Source organism: Streptomyces sp. NPDC079167, from assembly GCF_040686735.1.
Taxonomy (GTDB): domain Bacteria; phylum Actinomycetota; class Actinomycetes; order Streptomycetales; family Streptomycetaceae; genus Streptomyces.
Map to the genome: position 1 here is coordinate 35,495 of NZ_JBFBLO010000010.1, position 18,465 is coordinate 53,959.

Annotated in this window: 17 protein-coding genes; 5 read left to right on the plus strand and 12 right to left on the minus strand. The window is 70.7% G+C overall.

The window, feature by feature from the left end; genetic code table 11:
* Positions 1-47 precede the first annotated feature (47 nt).
* The gene (locus AB0P41_RS21510; protein ID WP_356709514.1) at positions 48-1,472 is read right to left on the minus strand and encodes an MFS transporter; all 1,425 of its coding nucleotides are present in this window, start codon (positions 1,470-1,472) and stop codon (positions 48-50) included.
* 4 nt (positions 1,473-1,476) lie between these two features.
* A complete protein-coding gene (locus AB0P41_RS21515; RefSeq protein ID WP_365933546.1) occupies positions 1,477-2,715 on the minus strand; it encodes a M20 family metallopeptidase in 1,239 nt (412 codons plus the stop codon).
* Positions 2,716-2,774: 59 nt separating this feature from the next.
* Between AB0P41_RS21515 and AB0P41_RS21520 the strand changes: the two genes are divergently transcribed.
* Positions 2,775-3,968 carry an Lrp/AsnC family transcriptional regulator gene (locus tag AB0P41_RS21520; protein ID WP_365933548.1) on the plus strand — a complete coding sequence of 398 codons (1,194 nt, stop codon included), beginning with the start codon at positions 2,775-2,777 and terminating at the stop codon, positions 3,966-3,968.
* Positions 3,969-4,033: 65 nt separating this feature from the next.
* Here AB0P41_RS21520 and AB0P41_RS21525 read toward each other — a convergent pair whose 3' ends face one another.
* The gene (locus tag AB0P41_RS21525; protein ID WP_365933549.1) at positions 4,034-4,582 is read right to left on the minus strand and encodes an acyl-CoA thioesterase; all 549 of its coding nucleotides are present in this window, start codon (positions 4,580-4,582) and stop codon (positions 4,034-4,036) included.
* Positions 4,583-4,701: 119 nt separating this feature from the next.
* Here AB0P41_RS21525 and AB0P41_RS21530 point away from each other — a divergent pair, with 119 nt between their 5' ends.
* On the plus strand, positions 4,702-5,973 hold the full coding sequence (locus AB0P41_RS21530) for an LCP family protein (protein WP_365933551.1): 1,272 nt from the start codon (positions 4,702-4,704) through the stop codon (positions 5,971-5,973).
* 60 nt (positions 5,974-6,033) lie between these two features.
* Here AB0P41_RS21530 and AB0P41_RS21535 read toward each other — a convergent pair whose 3' ends face one another.
* Positions 6,034-6,585 (minus strand): ferritin-like fold-containing protein, encoded by a 552-nt coding sequence (locus AB0P41_RS21535; RefSeq protein ID WP_356709524.1) that lies wholly within the window; start codon positions 6,583-6,585, stop codon positions 6,034-6,036.
* Positions 6,586-6,785: 200 nt separating this feature from the next.
* Positions 6,786-7,943 (minus strand): acyl-CoA dehydrogenase family protein, encoded by a 1,158-nt coding sequence (locus tag AB0P41_RS21540; protein ID WP_356710060.1) that lies wholly within the window; start codon positions 7,941-7,943, stop codon positions 6,786-6,788.
* A gap of 197 nt (positions 7,944-8,140) precedes the next feature.
* Between AB0P41_RS21540 and AB0P41_RS21545 the strand changes: the two genes are divergently transcribed.
* On the plus strand, positions 8,141-9,484 hold the full coding sequence (locus AB0P41_RS21545; RefSeq protein WP_356709526.1) for a UDP-glucose/GDP-mannose dehydrogenase family protein: 1,344 nt from the start codon (positions 8,141-8,143) through the stop codon (positions 9,482-9,484).
* A gap of 193 nt (positions 9,485-9,677) precedes the next feature.
* On the opposite strand, the gene AB0P41_RS21550 is transcribed toward AB0P41_RS21545, so the two are convergent.
* The 3 genes from AB0P41_RS21550 to AB0P41_RS21560 are packed head-to-tail and all read right to left on the minus strand — an operon-like array spanning position 9,678 to position 12,611.
* Complete coding sequence (locus tag AB0P41_RS21550) at positions 9,678-10,871, minus strand: dipeptidase (protein ID WP_365933553.1); 1,194 nt, start codon at positions 10,869-10,871, stop codon at positions 9,678-9,680.
* Positions 10,872-10,878: 7 nt separating this feature from the next.
* Positions 10,879-11,415 (minus strand): 5-(carboxyamino)imidazole ribonucleotide mutase, encoded by a 537-nt coding sequence (gene purE / locus AB0P41_RS21555; RefSeq protein WP_099177239.1) that lies wholly within the window; start codon positions 11,413-11,415, stop codon positions 10,879-10,881.
* Positions 11,412-12,611: a 5-(carboxyamino)imidazole ribonucleotide synthase gene (locus AB0P41_RS21560; protein ID WP_356710062.1), complete on the minus strand. Its 1,200-nt coding sequence runs from the start codon at positions 12,609-12,611 to the stop codon at positions 11,412-11,414. Before AB0P41_RS21560 ends, purE begins: the two co-directional genes overlap by 4 nt.
* Positions 12,612-12,714: 103 nt before the next feature.
* Between AB0P41_RS21560 and AB0P41_RS21565 the strand changes: the two genes are divergently transcribed.
* Positions 12,715-13,233 carry a GtrA family protein gene (locus AB0P41_RS21565; RefSeq protein WP_356709528.1) on the plus strand — a complete coding sequence of 173 codons (519 nt, stop codon included), beginning with the start codon at positions 12,715-12,717 and terminating at the stop codon, positions 13,231-13,233.
* A 28-nt stretch (positions 13,234-13,261) separates the two neighbouring features.
* Here the strand turns inward: AB0P41_RS21565 and AB0P41_RS21570 are convergent, their stop codons facing one another.
* Positions 13,262-14,530, minus strand: coding sequence for an ATP-binding protein (locus AB0P41_RS21570; protein WP_356709530.1), 1,269 nt, complete (start codon positions 14,528-14,530; stop codon positions 13,262-13,264).
* Positions 14,531-14,544: 14 nt separating this feature from the next.
* The gene (locus AB0P41_RS21575) at positions 14,545-15,222 is read right to left on the minus strand and encodes a response regulator transcription factor (RefSeq protein WP_031098784.1); all 678 of its coding nucleotides are present in this window, start codon (positions 15,220-15,222) and stop codon (positions 14,545-14,547) included.
* A 490-nt stretch (positions 15,223-15,712) separates the two neighbouring features.
* On the opposite strand from AB0P41_RS21575, the gene AB0P41_RS21580 reads away from it, so the two are divergent.
* A complete protein-coding gene (locus AB0P41_RS21580; protein ID WP_365933556.1) occupies positions 15,713-17,203 on the plus strand; it encodes an oligopeptide:H+ symporter in 1,491 nt (496 codons plus the stop codon).
* Positions 17,204-17,290: 87 nt separating this feature from the next.
* On the opposite strand, the gene AB0P41_RS21585 is transcribed toward AB0P41_RS21580, so the two are convergent.
* Together AB0P41_RS21585 and AB0P41_RS21590 are read right to left on the minus strand one after the other, a co-directional pair.
* Positions 17,291-17,782, minus strand: a complete 492-nt coding sequence (locus tag AB0P41_RS21585; RefSeq protein ID WP_356709534.1) for an ATP-binding protein — start codon at positions 17,780-17,782, stop codon at positions 17,291-17,293.
* 199 nt (positions 17,783-17,981) lie between these two features.
* Positions 17,982-18,350, minus strand: coding sequence for an STAS domain-containing protein (locus AB0P41_RS21590; RefSeq protein ID WP_356709536.1), 369 nt, complete (start codon positions 18,348-18,350; stop codon positions 17,982-17,984).
* Positions 18,351-18,465 lie beyond the last annotated feature (115 nt).

An 18,465-nucleotide genomic window follows, 5' to 3' on the forward strand; every position in this document is an offset into this window, starting at 1 on the left:
GGGGGGGGGGTCCCGGGATCAACCCTCGCGGCGCCGGGAGAACGCCGTCAACCCTCGCGGCGCCGGGAGAACGCCGTCGCCACGAGGGCGACGACCGCGGCGGCGGAGGCGGCCAGCCAGAGAGCCGTGTAGCCGCCCTCGCCCGGTTCACCGGTGGAGTCCGACAGGAACGCGCCGAGCAGGGTGGCGAAGACCCCGCCCGCCACGGCCCCGCCCAGCGTCTTCACGTTGTTGTAGAGCGCGGCGGCGATGCCCGTCGCGGACGGATCGGAAGCCTCGACGATCACCGTCGGCATGGCTCCGAGGGCCAGCCCTATGCCCAGACCGGTGAAAGCGGACCCGGCCGCCATCTGCCAGATCTCCTCGTGCAGGAACGCGAACTGCAGGAAGGTCACGGCGACCAGCCCGAAGGCCACCATCAGCGTGGGCCGGTAGCCGAGCCGCCGGGCGACGGCCGCGGTACCCAGCGAACCGATGACGCTGCCGACGGCGCCGGGCAGCAGGACCAGCGAGATGGACAGCGCGCTCAGCCCGAAGCCGTACCCGGTGACCTCCGGGTCCGCCGCGTAGAAGGTCGAGTTGGGCGCCTGGCTCCCGAAGTAGAAGACGCCGAAGAGGAACGCCGCGCAGTAGAACGGGGCGGTGGTCCGGGCGGCCAGCGCCCGCACATCGACCAAGGGCTCGGAGCTGCGCAGTTCCACCAGCACCCACACCGCCAGCAGCACGATCCCCAGCCCCACGGGTCCCAGGACCCGTACGGAGCCCCACGAGCCGCCCTCCGCCCCGGAGACCCCGCCGAGCAGGGCGACCATCGCACTGCCGAGCAGCACGACCCCGGCCCGGTCCACCCGGCCGCCCGCCCTGTTCCGCGACTCCGGTACCGCGACGAAGGAGACGGGCACACAGATCACGGCGAGAGCGGCGGGCACCAGCAGGGTCAGCCGCAGATCGCCGAACGCGGAGTCGACGAGCCCCATCACCACCCCGCCGGCCATCGCGCCCAGCGTCAGCGCACCCACCAGGCGGGCGATCGCCCGCCTGGCGTCGGCGACCGGGAGCCGGTCGCGTACGAGGGCGATCTCCAGGGGCAGCAGGGCGGCGACCGGCCCCTGGAGCACCCGGCCGGTGAGAAGCGTCGCGTAGTCCGGGGCCAGCGCGACGACGAGCGTGCCCACCGCGATCGCCGCCAGGGCGATACGGAGCATCCGCCGGTGACCGTAGAGGTCACCGAGGCGTCCGAACAGGGGGACACAGACGGCCGCTGCCAGCAGCTGTACGGAGACGACCCAGTTCAGGGCGGCGGAGCCGATACCCAGCTGATCGGCCAGGTCGGGCAGCAGCGGGGCGAGCCCGGCCTGCAGGAAGCCGCTGGTCACCTCGAAGAGGATGAGCAGCCCGACGACGGCGGTGACGGACGCGGGCAGCGGCTGCTCGGTGGGAGCGGCCGGCGGCGGGGTGGCGGTGGCTGTCATGGCGCTACTCCTGCGGGTCCTGCGGGAAGCGGGCGTGCGTGGCTTCGGGCTCCGGTGCTCCGAGCCGGCGCAGCGCCAGCCCGGCGAGGAGCGCGGCGGCGCCCGGCAGGGCGTCGTCGTCGTAGACGGCCTGCGCGGAGTGGTTCATCGGCGCGGTCGCCGGGTCGGTGCCGGGCGGGCAGGCGCCGAGGCCGACGAAGGCGCCGGGCACCTCCCGGAGCACGAACGAGAAGTCCTCGGCCCCCGCCATCGGCTTCGGCGCCTCGAAGACGTGCTCTTCGCCCAGCACCTGCCGCGCGGTCTCCAGGGCGAACGCCGCCTCGTCCGCGTCGTTGACGGTCGGCGGGTACTGCTCGACGTAGTCGACCTCGGCACTCACCCCGTGGGCGGCGGCCACACCGTGCACGGTCCGCTCGAAGGCGGCGCGTACCCGCGCCCGGGAGGCGTCCGAGAAGGTCCGTACGGTGGCGGAGAACGAGGCGGTCTCCGGGATGACGTTGGCCGCGGTGCCCGCCTCGATCCTCCCGACCGTGACGACGGCCGGGTCGAAGACGTCGACCTCGCGGGTGACGGCCGTCTGGAGCGCGGTGACCATGGCACACAGCGCGGGCACCGGATCGGCGGCCGAGTGCGGTGAGGAGCCGTGCCCGCCCCGCCCGCGCACGGTGACCTCCACCGCGTCCGAGGCGGCGAGCATGGGTCCTGGCCGGGTCGCGGCGAACCCGGTGGGCGCGCCGGTGGAGATCACATGCAGGGCGTACGCGGCGACGACCCGCTCCCCGGCGGCGTCGAGGACCCCCTCGTCGATCATGATCTGCGCCCCGCCCTGCCCCTCCTCGCCGGGCTGGAACATGAACACGACGTCACCGGCCAGCTCCTCCCGCCTGGCAGCCAGCAGCCGGGCCGCGCCGACGAGGCCGGTGACGTGCAGATCATGTCCGCACGCGTGCATACGGCCGTCGAGGACGGAGGCGTACGGCAGCCCCGTGTCCTCCTGGACGGGGAGCGCGTCCATGTCACCGCGCAGGAGGACGGCGGGGCCGGGGCGGCCGCCGCGCAGCACGGCGGTCACGGAGCTCAGCGCCTTGCCGGTCCGGATCTCCAGATCCAGACCTTCCAGCGCGGCGAGTATCTTCGCCTGGGTCAGCGGGAGGCCGAGGCCCAGCTCCGGTTCGCGGTGCAGGGCGTGGCGCAGTTCGGTCAGGGCGGGGGCGAGGTCACGGGCCTCGTGGAGCAAGGACATACGCGTATCGTGCGAAGAGAAACCCCTCACCCCTGTTCTTCCGCAGGAAAGCGCTCCCCATGAGCCGATCGACGCACGAATCCACCGGTAACCCGGAGCGCCTGCTGCGCACGGAGCAGCCGGAGCCGCTGGACGAGCTGGACTACCTCCTCATCACGGCGCTCCAGACCTCCCCCAGGGCGGAGTGGGCCCAGATCGGGAAGGTCCTCGGCGTGGACGCCTCGACGGCGGCCCGCCGCTGGAACCGGCTCACCGAGGCCGGGCACGCCTGGCTCAGCTGCTACACGGTGGCGGTGGGGCCGGCGGTGCCGATCATCGCGTTCATCGAGGTGGACTGCGCGGCCGGCGCGCTGCACGAGGTGGCGGCGGAGATCGCGGACGATCCGCATCTGATCACCATCGAGCACGTCACCGGCGCCCGGGACCTGATACTCACCGCCGCCTTCCCCGACCTGGCGATGCTGGCCCGTTACGTCGGCTTCCGCCTCGGCCGGCTGCCCGGGGTCTCGGCCACCCGGTCCCAGACGGCCACCGCCGTCCATACCGAGGGCAGCCGCTGGCGGCTGGACCGGCTGGACCCGGACAGTCAGGACCTGCTGGCGAAGGACAGGATGCCGGCCCTGCCACGGCGGGGGCTGCCCGCCCCGGACGCCCTGGACACCCAGCTCTACCTGCTGCTCAGCGAGGACTTCCGCCAGCCGGCGGCCCGCCTCGCCGAACGCCTCGGGGTCAGCCCCACCACCGTGCGCCGCAGGCTGGACCGCATGCACCGGCAGGACGCGCTGGTCTACCGCTGCGAGGTGGCCCGCCACCTGTCCGGCTGGCCGATATCGGTCACGCTCTGGGGCGTCGCCCCGGCGGGTGAGACCTCACGCATCGCCGCCCAGCTCATCCGCATGCGGGAGACCCGGCTCTGTGCGTCACTGACCGGCCCTCACAATCTGATGCTCACGGTGTGGCTGCGCTCCGCCGAGGACATCGGCGCGTTCGAGGCGAGGCTGGCGGACCGTTTCCCTGAGCTCACCGTCGCGGACCGGGCGGTCGCGCTGTGGCAGCTGAAGATCGCCGGCCACGTGCTGGACCCGCTGGGCCGCCACATCCGGGGCGTCCCGGTGACGTTCTGGGAAGAACCCGAAGCCCAACAAGCCGAAACCGACCTCCTGACCCGCCTACGCACCCCCCGCCCCCCGTCCCCGTCCCCTTCCCCGTCGGTGGGAGGTTACGGACACCAGGGCGCCCGATATGCCCCGTAAGACCGTCCGTAACCTCCCACCGACGAGCGCGGCGGGGGGCGGGGGGGGAGGCGGGCGGCGGGGGGTTAGTCGTCCATGCCCTTGGCGGCTCTTTGTTCTCGGAGTTCCTTGATCGCGCGGCGGCGGGCCAGGCGGTGGGTGCGGCGGATCTGGGCCTCCTGGTAGCGCCGCTTGTCGCGTTCCGTCTCCGGGGTCACGGGCGGTACGCGGCGGGGCTTGCCGTCCTCGTCGACCGCCGCGAACACCAGGTAGGCGCTGCCGACCTGCTGGGCCGGGGTCGACTCGTTCCACCGCTCGGCCATGACGCGGACGCCGACCTCCATCGAGGAGCGGCCCGTCCAGTTCACCTGGGCGCGGACGTGAACGAGGTCACCCACGCGGACGGGCTCCAGGAAGACCATCTCGTCCATCGAGGCCGTCACGGCCGGACCCCCGGAGTGCCGGCCCGCAACGGCGCCCGCCGCGTCGTCGACCAGCTTCATGATCACGCCGCCGTGCACCGTGCCGAGGAGATTGGTGTCGTTGCCGGTCATGATGTGGCTGAGGGTGGTCCGGGACGCCGAGGTCGGCTTGCCCGGAATATCGCCCTCCGGTGGCTGCGGCTGATCTGTCATGCCGTCCACCTTATGCGGGGGCTTGCACCCGGTTGCATTGCATCAGCTTCGCAACAGCCATGCCCCGATCCCCCGTACACCCTGTAAGAGCCCCGGGCCGAGACGGCACACTGGTCCGCATGAGCGATTGGCCCGAAGGACGGAACGGCGGACAAGGCGAACGCTACGGGCGGGGCAGCGCAGCCCCCCGGCCCGAGAGCGCTCGCGCCATGCCGCACGTCCGGCGGCGCCCCGCGCCGCCGCAGTCCCCGCCCCACATCCCGCCGCAGCAGGGACAGGGCTACGAGGACGGACCCGGTTACGACAGCGGATACAACACGGGCCAGGTGTACGGCGGCGGCCAGCGCGGTGGCGGTCACGGCGGTGGCGGCCGCGGGGGTGACAGCGGTTACGTCCAGCCCCGTGCGGCACCGAACTGGGGCCGGCGGATCAAGGTCGGCGTACTGAGCCTCGTCGTCGTGGTGCTCGCCGTCTCCGTCGGCACGTACTTCTGGGCCGACGGCAAGCTCAAGCGCGAGGTCGACCTCTCCAAGGTCATCGACCGTCCGGGCGAGGGCGACGGCACGAACTACCTGGTCGTCGGCTCCGACAGTCGCGAGGGCATGACCGCCGAGGACAAGAAGAAGCTGCACACCGGCTCCGCCGAGGGCAAGCGGACCGACTCGATGATGATCCTGCACGACGGCTCCAACGGCCCGACGCTGATCTCCCTGCCGCGTGACTCCAACGTCGAGATCCCCTCCTTCGTCGGCTCCGAGTCCGGCAAGAAGTTCGAGGGGACGGGCCGCACGACCAAGCTGAACGCCGCCTACGCCGAGGACGGCCCGGAGCTCCTGGTCCGCACGGTCGAGTTCAACACCGGACTGCGCATCGACCACTACGTCGAGATCGGCTTCGGCGGCTTCGCCAACATCCTGGACGCCATCGGCGGCGTCGAGATGGACATCCCCAAGGCCTTCAAGGACAAGAACTCCGGCGCCGACTTCCAGGCAGGCAAGCAGACCCTGAACGGCGAGCAGTCCCTCGCCTTCGTCCGCACCCGGTACGCCTTCGCGGGCAGCGACCTGGACCGTACGAAGAACCAGCAGAAGTTCCTCGCGGCCCTGGCCTCGCAGACGGCGACCCCGTCGACGATCCTCAACCCGTTCAAGCTCTACCCGACGATGGGAGCGGGCCTGGACACGCTGATCGTCGACAAGGACATGTCGCTGTGGTCGCTCGGCAACATGTTCTTCGCGATGAAGGGCGTCACGGGCGGCGAGGGTACGTCGATGAACATCCCGCTCACGGGCGGGAGCGTGAACGGCAACCTCGTCTGGGACAAGGACAAGGTCAAGCAGCTCGTGGAGCAGCTGAAGAACGACGAGAAGGTCACGGTCAAGGGCAGCTGACGCCCGCCGCCGGACCTGGACGGCCCCTCACCTCGCGCTCCGCGAGGTGAGGGGCCGTTGTCACGCGCTCCCGGACGCCGCGGGCTGGTAGAGGTCGTTCAGTTCGTCGGCGTGGTCTTCCTCTTCCTTGAGGATGTCCTCGATGAGCCGTCGCGTCGTGGGGTCGCTCTCACCGATCCAGCGCACGATCTCGGTGTACGTCTCGATGACGATCCGCTCGGCGACGAAGTTCTCCCGGATCATCTCCTGGAGGTCGGTCTCCGCCGGCGTCTCGTATTCGGTGTGCGAGCGGGCCACGAGCGTGGCCGGGTCCATGTCCGGGCTGCCGCCCAGCTGGTTGATCCGGTCCGACGCGCGCTGGAAGTGGTCGAGCTCCTCGCCGGCGTGCTCACGGAACAGGTCTGCGACCTGCTGCCGGTGGATCCCCTGGGCCACGATCGCGTTCTGCGTGTAGCGCAGGTAACAGACCATCTCGGTGGCGACCACCTGGTTGAGGACGTCGATGAGACGCTCCAGATCGGCGGTGTTCGCCGGGGTGACGGGGCCCTTGGTGATGTTCCTGCGGGCCTCTTCACGGATCTTGGAGATGTCGAGGGCGAACTGGTTCGGCACAGGGGTTCCCATCTGTCCGGTTTCGATCCCTTTTCTGCAGGCATCGGAATCGTAAGGGCAGGAAGCCTTCGAGAGCCGCTTGCGACTCGCTCCCCGGACAGGGCCCGTCACCGCGTCCACGGCCCGTTCACCCCCGGACGCGCGGGCCGGGCAGCACGTGTGTGCCTCCCGGACCCGCGCGTCCTGCGAGGGAGCCCGGGTTACGGCAGGTTGCGGGCCATGACGATGCGCTGGACCTGGTTGGTGCCCTCGTAGATCTGGGTGATCTTGGCATCGCGCATCATGCGCTCCACCGGGTAGTCACGGGTGTAGCCGTAGCCGCCGAGGAGCTGGACGGCGTCGGTGGTGACCTCCATCGCGACGTCGGAGGCGAAGCACTTGGCCGCGGCGCCGAAGAAGGTGAGGTCGCCGTCGAGGCGCTCGGACTTGGCGGCCGCCGCGTAGGTGAGCTGACGGGCGGCCTCCAGCTTCATGGCCATGTCGGCGAGCATGAACTGGATGCCCTGGAAGTCGCCGATCGGCTTGCCGAACTGCTTGCGCTCCTGGACGTAGCCCTTGGCGTAGTCCAGTGCGCCCTGGGCGATGCCGAGCGCCTGGGCCGCGATCGTGATGCGGGTGTGGTCCAGGGTCTTCATCGCGGTGGCGAAGCCGGTGCCCTCCTCGCCGATCATGCGGTCGGCGGGGATGCGGACGTTGTCGAGGTAGACCTCGCGCGTCGGGGACCCCTTGATGCCGAGCTTCTTCTCCGGGGCGCCGAAGGAGACGCCCTCGTCGGACTTCTCGACGACGAACGCCGAGATGCCCTTGGAGCGCTTCGTCGGGTCGGTGACGGCCATGACCGTGTAGTACTCGGACTCGCCCGCGTTGGTGATCCAGCGCTTCACACCGTTGAGGACCCAGAAGTCGCCGTCACGCACGGCCTTGGTCTTCATCCCGGCCGCGTCCGAGCCGGCGTCCGGCTCGGACAGGGCGTACGAGAACATCGCCTCGCCCTTGGCGAGCGGACCCAGGTACTTCTTCTTCAGGGCCTCGGAGCCGGACAGGATCACCGGGAGCGAGCCCAGCTTGTTCACGGCCGGGATGAGGGAGGACGACCCGCAGACCCGGGCCACCTCCTCGATCACGATGACCGTGGCGAGCGCGTCCGCGCCCGCGCCGCCGTACGCCTCCGGGACGTGGACCGCGTGCAGGTCCGAGGCGACCAGAGCCTTCAGCGCCTCGTGCGGGAAGCGCGCCTCCTCGTCCACCGCGGCCGCGTGCGGGGCGATCTTCGCCTCGGCGAGCGAGCGGATCGTCTCACGGAGCATCTCGTGCTCCTCGGCCGGACGGTACAGGTCGAAATCGGTCGAACCCGCCAAGACGTTCACTCCCCAAGGATGCTAACTACCGTTAAGTAACACGATTTTAGTGGCGCTGCCTCGCGGAGGCATACGGGCGGGGCACGTGAGCTTGCCGACAGCCGTGGAGACGACCCGGAGGGCGACCGGAAAACGGCGTCCCGCACGCCCGGTTATGCTCGGCTCCGCACGTCTGTCCGCATCGTTCAGGAGCACCCATGGCCCTCAGGATCACCGTGATCGGCACCGGCTACCTCGGCGCCACCCATGCCGCGGCCATGGCGGAACTGGGCTTCGAAGTCCTGGGGCTCGACGTCGTGCCCGAGAAGATCGAGATGCTCTCGGCCGGCAGGGTGCCGATGTACGAGCCGGGGCTCGAGGAGATCCTGCAGAAGCACGTCGCGGGGATCGAGGGGTCCACCGGGCGGCTGCGGTTCACCACCTCCTGGGAGGAGATCGGCGCGTTCGGCGATGTGCACTTCGTCTGCGTGAACACTCCCCAGAAGCACGGCGAGTACGCCTGTGACATGAGCTATGTGGACAGTGCCTTCGAGTCGCTGGCCCCGCAGCTGACCCGCCCCGCACTGGTCGTGGGCAAGTCCACCGTCCCGGTGGGCTCCGCCGCACGGCTGGCGGCGCGGCTGGCCGAGCTGGCGCCGGTGGGTACGGACGCGGAGCTGGCCTGGAACCCGGAGTTCCTCCGCGAGGGCTTCGCGGTCAAGGACACCCTGCACCCGGACCGGATCGTCATCGGCGTGGAGAGCGAGCGGGCCGAGAAGGTGCTGCGCGAGGTGTACGCGGGACCGGTCGCCGAGGGCTCCCCCTTCGTGGTGACGGACTTCCCGACCGCCGAGCTGGTGAAGACCTCCGCGAACTCCTTCCTGGCGACCAAGATCTCGTTCATCAACGCGATGGCCGAGGTCTGCGAGGCCGCCGACGGCGACGTGGTGAAGCTCGCCGAGGCGATCGGCCACGACGAGCGCATCGGGAAGAAGTTCCTGCGGGCCGGGATCGGCTTCGGCGGGGGCTGTCTCCCCAAGGACATCCGGGCCTTCATGGCGCGCGCCGGTGAGCTGGGCGCCGACCAGGCGCTCACCTTCCTGCGGGAGGTCGACTCCATCAACATGCGCCGGCGCGGTCACATGGTCGAGCTGGCCCGCGAGGCCGTGGGCGGGGGGTCGTTCCTGGGAACCCGCGTCGCGGTGCTGGGCGCCACCTTCAAGCCGGACTCCGACGACGTACGCGACTCGCCCGCCCTGAACGTCGCCGGGCAGATCCATCTGCAGGGCGGCCAGGTGACGGTCTTCGACCCGAAGGGCATGGAGAACGCCCGGCGGCTCTTCCCGACGCTCGGCTACGCCGACACGGCGCTGGACGCGGTGCGCGGTGCGGACGTCGTGCTGCACCTGACGGAGTGGCGCGAATTCCGGGAGCTGGACGCGGTGGCGCTCGGCGAGGCAGCGGGGCGCCGGATCATCCTGGACGGCCGGAACGCGCTGGACCCCACGGTGTGGCGCGAGGCCGGCTGGACGTACCGGGCGATGGGCCGCCCGAAGGCGTAGCGCCTGGCGGGGCGAGGGCCAGGGCGAGGGCCGGGGCAGGGGCAGGATGACCGGTTCCGCCCGGTGGTCGTCCTGTCCTCAATCGCCGGACGGGCTTGATTTGGCCGCCGGGGCGGGCTTGCTTTGGCCCCGCCCAGGACTCCGGGTGCGGCCGCCGGGCGGGACGGCTCGCCCCGCCCGGCGTGTGGTGCGGTTACGCCGCCGGGCCGTCCAGCTCCTCGATCGTCGCGTGGGACGGGCCGACGCGGTTGATCAGATCGCGGGACACCGCCTCCGCGTCCCGCAGGACCCGTACGGCGTTCCGCCAGGTCAGCTTGGCCACGTCGGCGTCCGACCAGCCGCGCGTGAGCAGCTCCGCGATCAGGTACGGGTACCCCGACACGTCCTCCAGCCCCAGCGGGAGGAACGCCGTGCCGTCGTAGTCCCCGCCGACGCCGATGTGGTCGATCCCGGCGATCTCGCGCATGTGGTCGAGGTGGTCGGCGATCGTGGCCACGGTGGCCATCGGGCGCGGGTTGAGCGCTTCGAAGTCCGCGTGGATCCGCATGGCGGCCGGTGTGGTGTCCAGGTGGTGCAGGCCGTGCTCCCGCATGTTGCGGTCCGCGGCGAGCGTCCACTCGACGGCCGCCGGCAGGACGAACTTCGGCACGAAGGTCGCCATGGCCACGCCGCCGTTGGCCGCGAGCATCCGCAGTACGTCATCGGGGATGTTCCGGGGGTGGTCGCAGACCGCCCGGGCGGAGGAGTGCGAGAAGATCACCGGTGCGACGGAGGTGGCGAGCGCGTCGCGCATCGTGGTGGCCGCCACATGGGAGAGGTCGACCAGCATCCCGACGCGGTTCATCTCGCGTACGACCTCACGGCCGAACTCCGACAGGCCGCCGACGCGCGGGGAGTCGGTCGCCGAGTCCGCCCAGTCGGTGTTGTCGTTGTGCGTGAGCGTCATGTAGCGGACGCCGAGTGTGTGCAGCGCGCGCAGGGTGGCCAGCGAGTTGTTGATGGAGTGGCCGCCCTCGGCGCCCATCAGGGAGGCGATGCGGCCCTCGGCGCGGGCCTTCTCCATGTCGTCCGCGGTCAGGGCACGCCGCAGGTCGTCCGGGTAGCGGGCCAGCATCTCGCCGACCACGTCGATCTGCTCCAGCGTGGCACTGACCGCGTCGTCGCCCGCCAGGCGGGGAGCGACGTAGACGGACCAGAACTGCGCGCCGACGCCCCCGGCCCGGAGCCGCGGGATGTCGGTGTGCAGCGTGCCGGTCTGGTCCTGGGAGATGTCACGGGCGTCGAGGTCGTAGCCGACCTGCTCGCGCAGGGCCCAGGGCAGGTCGTTGTGGCCGTCGACGACCGGGTGGTCGGCGAGGAGCAGCCGGGCGCGGTCCAGGTTGTCCATCGGTGGCCTACTTCCCGAAGCCGAAGGAGTCCGCGCCCTGGGTCTTGGCGCGCAGCCGCTTGCCCTTCTCCGTCGCCTGCTCCTTGAGCTCCTGCTGGAAGTCCTTCATCCGTTCCAGCAGCGCGCCGTCGTGGGCGGCGAGGATCCGGGCGGCGAGCAGTCCGGCGTTACGGGCGCCGCCGACGGAGACCGTGGCGACGGGGACCCCGGCCGGCATCTGGACGATGGACAGCAGGCTGTCCATGCCGTCGAGGTACTTCAGCGGTACAGGTACGCCGATCACGGGCAGCGGGGTGACGGAGGCGAGCATCCCGGGCAGGTGGGCCGCTCCGCCCGCCCCCGCGATGATGGCCTTGAGACCGCGGTCCGCGGCCCTCTCGCCGTACGCGATCATCTCGTGCGGCATGCGGTGGGCGGAGACGACGTCGACCTCGTAGGGGATCTCGAACTCGCCGAGGGCCTTGGCGGCCGCTTCCATCACGGGCCAGTCGGAGTCCGAGCCCATGACGATGCCGACGACGGGGGCGGAGCCTGGTGCGGTCATTCGGTGATCGTTCCTCGCAGGTAGTCGGCCGCGTGCCGGGCGCGCTCCCGCACGTCCGCCAGATCGTCGCCGTAGGTGTTGACGTGGCCCACCTTGCGGCCGGGCTTCACGTCCTTGCCGTACATGTGGATCTTGAGCTGCGGGTCGCGGGCCATGCAGTGCAGATACGCCTGGTACATGTCCGGGTAGTCGCCGCCGAGGACGTTGCACATGACCGTCCAGGTGGCGCGCGGGCGGGGGTCGCCGAGCGGGAGGTCCAGGACGGCCCGCACGTGGTTGGCGAACTGCGAGGTGACCGCGCCGTCCTGGGTCCAGTGCCCGGAGTTGTGCGGGCGCATCGCGAGCTCGTTCACGAGGATGCGGCCGTCGCGCGTCTCGAAGAGCTCGACCGCGAGGTGGCCGACCACGCCCAGCTCGGCGGCGATCCGCAGTGCGAGCTGCTGGGCCTCCCCCGCGAGGCGCTCGTCCAGGTCGGGCGCCGGGGCGATGACGGTGTCGCAGACCCCGTCGACCTGGATGGACTCGACGACCGGATAGGCGACGGCCTGGCCGTGCGGCGAGCGGACGATGTTCGCCGCCAGCTCCCGCGCGAAGTCGACCTTCTCCTCCGCGAGGACGGGGACCCCGGCCCGGAAGGGCTCGGCGGCGTCCGCCTCGGAGCGGACCACCCAGACGCCCTTGCCGTCGTATCCGCCGCGGACCGTCTTGAGGATGACGGGGAAGCCCCCCACCTCCTCGGCGAAGGCGGCGGCGTCAGCCGCGTCCGCGACGATGCGGTGGCGGGGGCAGGGCGCGCCGATCTCCGTGAGCTTCGTGCGCATCACCCCCTTGTCCTGGGCGTGCACCAGAGCGTCGGGGCCGGGGCGTACGGGAATCCCGTCCGCCTCCAGGGCCCGGAGGTGCTCGGTCGGTACATGCTCGTGGTCGAAGGTGATCACGTCACAGCCGCGCGCGAAGGCGCGCAGTGTCTCCAGGTCGCGGTAGTCACCGACGACGACCTCGCCCACCACCTGGGCGGCCGAGTCCTGGGGCGTGTCACTGAGGAGCTTGAATTTGAGGCCGAGGGGGATGCCCGCCTCGTGGGTCATACGGGCGAGCTGGCCGCCGCCGACCATGCCGACTACAGGGAACGTCACCTGTCCAGGGTATCGGGCCGTACGAGGGCCGCCCCCACCGTCTCCGGCACCCCCCGGCAGGAGGCCTCGTCACGCGGGCGGGACGACTCACGGGCATCACACGGGAGGGCTGGTTAGCATGGCCGGGTTGACGAAACCGACCGGACGGGGCTGAGCGATCACCATGAGCGAACGGGGCGCACTGCGGACCCGGCTTGATCTGCTGGCCCGGGAGGTCGCCAAGTTCGGCGCGGTCGGCGCACTCGGGCTGGTCGTCAATATCGTCGTCTCGAACCTGATCTGGCGCACCACGGACTTCCCCGTGGTGCGGGCCGGACTGATGGGGACGGTCGTCGCCATCCTCTTCAACTACGTCGGCTTCCGTTACTGGACCTACCGGGACCGCGACAAGACCGGCCGTACCCGGGAGCTGATGCTGTTCCTGCTCTTCAGCGCGGCCGGCGCGGTGATCGAGACGGGCGTGCTCTACCTGGCGACGTACGGCTTCGGCTGGAACAGCCCGGTCCAGAGCAACGTCTTCAAGATCATCGGCATCGGGGTCGCCACGCTGTTCCGCTTCTGGTCCTACCGCACCTGGGTGTTCAGGGCGCTGCCCGCCAAGGAGGCCGTGATCGACGCGGAACGGTTTCTGGAGCAGCGACGACCCTCCGACGAGGTGACCCCCGGCCCCGTGGCCCGCTGACGGCGGCCTCCCGTGCGGTGCGGGGCGTTCAGCGCACCGGGCGTACGGATTCCTTGCGGCTCGGCGCGACGCGGCTGAGGAAGAGGGCGAAGACCGGCGGCTGCTGCTGGAGCAGTTCGAGCCGGCCGCCGTCGGCCTCGGCGAGGTCCCGGGCCACGGCGAGGCCGATCCCTGTGGAGTTGCGGCCGCTGATGGTGCGCTCGAAGATCCGCGCCCCCAGGTCGGCGGGGACGCCGGGCCCCTCGTCCGTGACCTCGACGACGACCTGGTTGCCGGTGACACGGGTACGCAGCGCCACCGTGCCGCCACCGTGCATCAGCGAGTTCTCGATCAGCGCGGCGAGCACCTGGGCGACGGCCCCCGGGGTGCCGACGGCCTCCAGACCGTGCTTGCCCGAGCAGACGACCGCCCGGCCGGCGCTGCGGTAGGCCGGGCGCCACTCCTCGATCTGCTGCTTGACGACCTCGTCGAGGTCGAAGACGACGGCGGAGCCGGTGCGCGGGTCGCGGGCGTTGGTCAGCAGCCGCTGCACCACGTCGGTGAGCCGCTCGACCTGGGTGAGCGCGATGTTCGCCTCCTCCTTCACCGTCTCCGGGTCGTCGGTGACGGAGATCTCCTCGATCCGCATGGAGAGGGCGGTCAGAGGCGTACGGAGCTGGTGCGAGGCGTCCGCCGCGAGGCGCCGCTCCGCGGTCAGCATCCGGGCGATCCGCTCGGCGGACGAGTCCAGGACGTCGGCGACCCGGTCCAGCTCCGTCACCCCGTACCGCTTGTGGCGGGGGCGGGGGTCGCCCGATCCGAGGCGCTCGGCCGTCTCGGCGAGGTCGGTGAGCGGGGAGGTGAGCCGGTCGGCCTGGCGTACGGCGAGGAGTACGGCGGAGATGATGGCGAGCAACGCCACCGCTCCGATGATCAGCAGGGTCCGGCCGACCTCGCGGGTCACGGCCGAGCGGTCCTCCTCGACGGTGACCTTCTCGCCCTGCTCCCCCGTCTCCGTGCTCCGGATGGCGTCGTCACCGCTGGGGCGTTCGCCGACCTCGATGGCGGCGCGCCCGGGGATCTCGACACGGGCGTAGCGGCTGGGGTCCACCTGCTCGGCGAGGACCTGGGGGGTGATCCGCTCGGCGCCGAGCAGCCGGCTCTCGACGACGCTGATCAGCCGGAACGCCTCGGAGTCGACGCTCTCCTGGGCACTGTTGCTGATGGTGCGGGTCTCGACGATGACGAGGGAGACGCCGAAGACGGCGATCACGACGAGCACCACGGCGAGCGTGGAGTTGATCAGTCTGCGGCGCATGAGTGTTCTGTACGTCAGCTCTTCTCGAACCGGAAGCCGACGCCCCGGACGGTGGCGATGTAACGCGGATTGGCCGCGTCGTCGCCGAGCTTCTTGCGGAGCCAGGAGATGTGCATGTCCAGGGTCTTCGTGGAGGACCACCAGGTGGTGTCCCACACCTCACGCATCAGCTGGTCGCGGGTGACGACCCGGCCGGCGTCCCGCACGAGGACCCGCAGCAGGTCGAACTCCTTGGCGGTGAGCTGGAGTTCCTCGTCGCCCATCCAGGCCCGGTGGGACTCGACGTCGATCCTGACGCCGTGCGTGGCGGGCTGCGGGGCGGGCTCGGTGGCGCCGCGGCGCAGCAGGGCGCGGACCCGGGCGAGGAGCTCGGCGAGGCGGAAGGGCTTGGTGACGTAGTCGTCGGCCCCGGCGTCCAGGCCGACCACCGTGTCGACCTCGTCGGCCCGGGCGGTCAGCACCAGGATCGGCACGGCGTGGCCGTCGGCCCGCAGCCGCCTGGCGACCTCCAGCCCGTCCATCCCGGGCAGCCCCAGGTCGAGGACGACCAGGTCGACGCCTCCCTGGAGTCCGGCGTCCAGCGCGGTCGGACCGTCCTCGCGGACCTCGACCTCGTAACCCTCACGACGCAGGGCGCGGGCCAGTGGCTCCGAGATGGATGCGTCGTCCTCGGCGAGCAGTACACGGGTCATGGGGTGATGGTAGTCCGCGCAGGCCCGCTGGGGTGAGGCACTGGGCAGGCCCTGCGGGTCAGGGCCACGAATCGGTCATCCTCCTTTGAATATGGGACTGTGGTTCCACGCATACCTGTGATCCATCTCTCAAGTCCTTCCATATCCCCGCGTGTCGTGTCGTATGGTTGCTCGACGCCTGTTGCACCACCGAAGGACCTTTGGGCAGCTTTTCGCGCCAAGGGTCTCCTTTGTGTACGGGCCGGTTCCCGCCGGCCCCGACCAGTGAATGACCTGTGGGCCGGGCCCGGAGCGCGAGGACGCGCGCCGGGCGTGGATCCCGGAGCGGTCTGTCCCACGACCCCCGTCACCACACTCCCAGCGGAGCGGTGGCCCGGATCGAATCCCCTCGAGGCGTCGGGGGTGGGGCGTGTCCGTCCGGTGCCGGCTACCCCCCACCGGGCGCGTAACGCTCACGAGGCGAGCGCGTCCCGACCAGCAAGGATCGACCATGGCGTCCAGCCTGACGAAGGACTCGGCCAGTACTTCTGGTTCGGAGAAGACCTTCTTCGGCCACCCCCGCGGCCTGGCCACTCTCTTCATGACGGAGATGTGGGAGCGTTTCAGCTACTACGGCATGCGCGCCCTTCTCCCGCTCTACCTGATCGCTCCCAACGGGCTTCACATGAACCCCGCCACGGCCACCGCGATCTACTCGGTCTACCTGTCGCTGGTGTACCTGCTCACCATGCCCGGCGGCTGGATCGGTGACCGTGTATGGGGCCCCCGCAAGACCGTCGCCATCGCCGGCGGCGTCGTCATGCTCGGCCACCTGGTGCTCGCCCTGCCCGCCGAGGGCACCTTCTTCGCGGGCCTCGGCCTGGTGGCGATCGGCTCCGGCCTGCTGAAGGCGAACATCTCGACGATGGTCGGCCACCTCTACGACGGCCCGGACGACCCGCGCCGTGACGGTGGCTTCACGATCTTCTACATGGGCATCAACGTGGGCGCCTTCGCAGCCCCGCTGGTGATCGGCACCGTCGGCGAGAACGTCAACTGGCACCTGGGCTTCGCCCTGGCCGCCGTCGGCATGGGACTCGGTGTCGCCCAGTTCCTGCTCGGCACGCGCCACCTGGACCAGCGCAGCCACGTCGTGCCGAAGCCGCTCTCCGCGGCCGAGCGCGCCTCCACGCTGCGCAAGTCGATGATCTGGCTGGGCATCGCGGCCGTCTTCTACATCGGCACGGTCGTCACCGGCGTCTACACGCTGAACTGGCTGCTGGTCCCGATCACGGTCGCCGGTCTCGTCATCCCCGTGGTGGTCCTGGCGCGCATCAAGCGCGACAAGGAGCTCGACCAGGCCGAGCAGGCGAAGATGTCCGGCTACATCTGGTTCTTCGTGGCCGCCGCCATCTTCTGGATGATCTACGACCAGGGCGGCTCGACCCTGGCGATCTTCGCGGACTCGTCGGCGGAGAACTCGGTCCTCGGCTGGGACTTCCCGGTCTCCTGGTACCAGTCGGTCAACCCGGTCCTGATCATGGCGCTGGCTCCGGTCTTCGCCGCCTTCTGGCTGGCGCTGAACCGGCGGGGCAAGGAGCCCAGCACGATCGTGAAGTTCAGCTCCGGTCTGGTGCTGGTCGGCGCGTCGTTCTTCCTCTTCCTGGCACCCCTGGCCATCGCGGGCGACGGCCACAAGGCCGCCGCGATGTGGCTGGTCGCGATCTACTTCGTGCAGACCGTCGGCGAGCTGACGCTCTCCCCGGTCGGCCTCTCGGTCACCACCAAGATGGCCCCGGCCAAGTACGCCAGCCAGATGATGGGTGTCTGGTTCCTGGCCGTGACCGCCGGTGACTGCACCACGGGTCTGCTGTCCCTCGCGGGAGTGGAACTCAACGGCAGCGGGGTGGTGGCCCTCCAGGCCGCGCTCGCGGTCCTCGCCGGTGTCGCGATCTTCATGTACCGCGGCAAGGTCAAGACGCTGATGGGCAACGTCCGCTGACACGGACCCCGCCCACATGACTCAGGGCCCCGCACCGATCGGATCGGTGCGGGGCCCTGAGTGTTGCGCGCGGCGACGGGCGAGCGGCTACGCGGGAGCGGCGAGCTCCGCCCAGACGGTCTTGCCCGGCTGCTCCGGCGTACGCGACACGCCCCAGTCCATGCAGAGCCGCTGCACGATGAACATGCCGTGCCCGCCGGGGCGCCCCGCGCGGTGCGGGGTGCGTGGCGCCGGCTGCCCGGCTCCGGCGTCGACGACCTCGACCCGGAGCATCTTGGGGGAGCAGCCGATGCGGAGCTCCTCGGGGCCGTCCGCGTGCAGGCAGGCGTTCGTGACGAGCTCGGAGACGACCAGGAGAACGTCCTCGGCCGCCGCCCGCCTGTCGGCCCCCGACGCGGGCAGCCAGCCCCAGTCGTGGAGTGCCTGCCGGGCGAAGTCGCGGGCCATCGGCACGATGCCGCTGGCCTGTCGCAGCGAGAGCGTGCGCCACTGCCGGTCAGCGGGTACGGCAGGGGCGGTGCCCGTGCCGTCCGGCTCGCGGCCGAGGCCGCCCGGCGGATGCTGCCGGGTGGTGCTCATCAGCGCTTCACCTCACCGATTCACCGTGTTGCCATCGAACAGAACTGATCAGATACAGAGTGTGCGGGTTCCATGACCCCGACGAGGTCTCTCCTGCCCGGCCGGGTGGTGACGACACCCTTTTCGCCTACGCCGTGAGCGTGACTCCCGCGACAGGCGGGGCTCCCGGGGCCGGGGACTGACATCGGCGGCGCCGCTGTCAGCTGCTCAGGGCGTCTTCGAGCGAGGCGTGGACGGTGAAGACCGCCTCAGCCCCGGTGATCTCGAAGACGCGAGCCACCACGGGCTGCATTCCGGCAAGATGGACCCCTCCTCCGGCGGCCTCGGCCTTCAGGCGCGCACCGAGCAGCACATTGAGCCCGGTGGAGTCACAGAAGTCGAGCCCGGAGCAGTCGACCACCAGGCGTGTACGCCCTTGCTCGACCGCGCTCTCCAGAGGCTCCCGAAGCAGATCGGCGGTGTGGTGATCGAGCTCACCCACCGGCGTCACGACCTCGCTCCGCCCCTCGGTCCGGGTTTCGACACGCAGTCGACCCCGGTTCGCACTGCCGACCGTCCCGCGGTCCATTGACTGTCCCTCTTCGCCGTCCGTCACTACCCACGTCCCTGTGTACGCGGCTTCTGCGTGGCTGCCGCCGACGTGCGTAAAACATTACGCGTTTCCCTCGCCACACGGTAGTCGA

Coding starts and splice junctions, on each gene's coding strand:
- AB0P41_RS21520 (WP_365933548.1), top strand. CDS start 2,775: ATGAGCCGATCGACGCACGAATCCACCGGTAACCCGGAGCGCCTGCTG.
- AB0P41_RS21570 (WP_356709530.1), bottom strand. CDS start 14,530: ATGCGCCGCAGACTGATCAACTCCACGCTCGCCGTGGTGCTCGTCGTG.
- AB0P41_RS21565 (WP_356709528.1), top strand. CDS start 12,715: ATGAGCGAACGGGGCGCACTGCGGACCCGGCTTGATCTGCTGGCCCGG.
- AB0P41_RS21550 (WP_365933553.1), bottom strand. CDS start 10,871: ATGGACAACCTGGACCGCGCCCGGCTGCTCCTCGCCGACCACCCGGTC.
- AB0P41_RS21515 (WP_365933546.1), bottom strand. CDS start 2,715: ATGTCCTTGCTCCACGAGGCCCGTGACCTCGCCCCCGCCCTGACCGAA.
- AB0P41_RS21525 (WP_365933549.1), bottom strand. CDS start 4,582: ATGACAGATCAGCCGCAGCCACCGGAGGGCGATATTCCGGGCAAGCCG.
- purE (WP_099177239.1), bottom strand. CDS start 11,415: ATGACCGCACCAGGCTCCGCCCCCGTCGTCGGCATCGTCATGGGCTCG.
- AB0P41_RS21580 (WP_365933556.1), top strand. CDS start 15,713: ATGGCGTCCAGCCTGACGAAGGACTCGGCCAGTACTTCTGGTTCGGAG.
- AB0P41_RS21590 (WP_356709536.1), bottom strand. CDS start 18,350: ATGGACCGCGGGACGGTCGGCAGTGCGAACCGGGGTCGACTGCGTGTC.
- AB0P41_RS21585 (WP_356709534.1), bottom strand. CDS start 17,782: ATGAGCACCACCCGGCAGCATCCGCCGGGCGGCCTCGGCCGCGAGCCG.
- AB0P41_RS21530 (WP_365933551.1), top strand. CDS start 4,702: ATGAGCGATTGGCCCGAAGGACGGAACGGCGGACAAGGCGAACGCTAC.
- AB0P41_RS21575 (WP_031098784.1), bottom strand. CDS start 15,222: ATGACCCGTGTACTGCTCGCCGAGGACGACGCATCCATCTCGGAGCCA.
- AB0P41_RS21545 (WP_356709526.1), top strand. CDS start 8,141: ATGGCCCTCAGGATCACCGTGATCGGCACCGGCTACCTCGGCGCCACC.
- AB0P41_RS21510 (WP_356709514.1), bottom strand. CDS start 1,472: ATGACAGCCACCGCCACCCCGCCGCCGGCCGCTCCCACCGAGCAGCCG.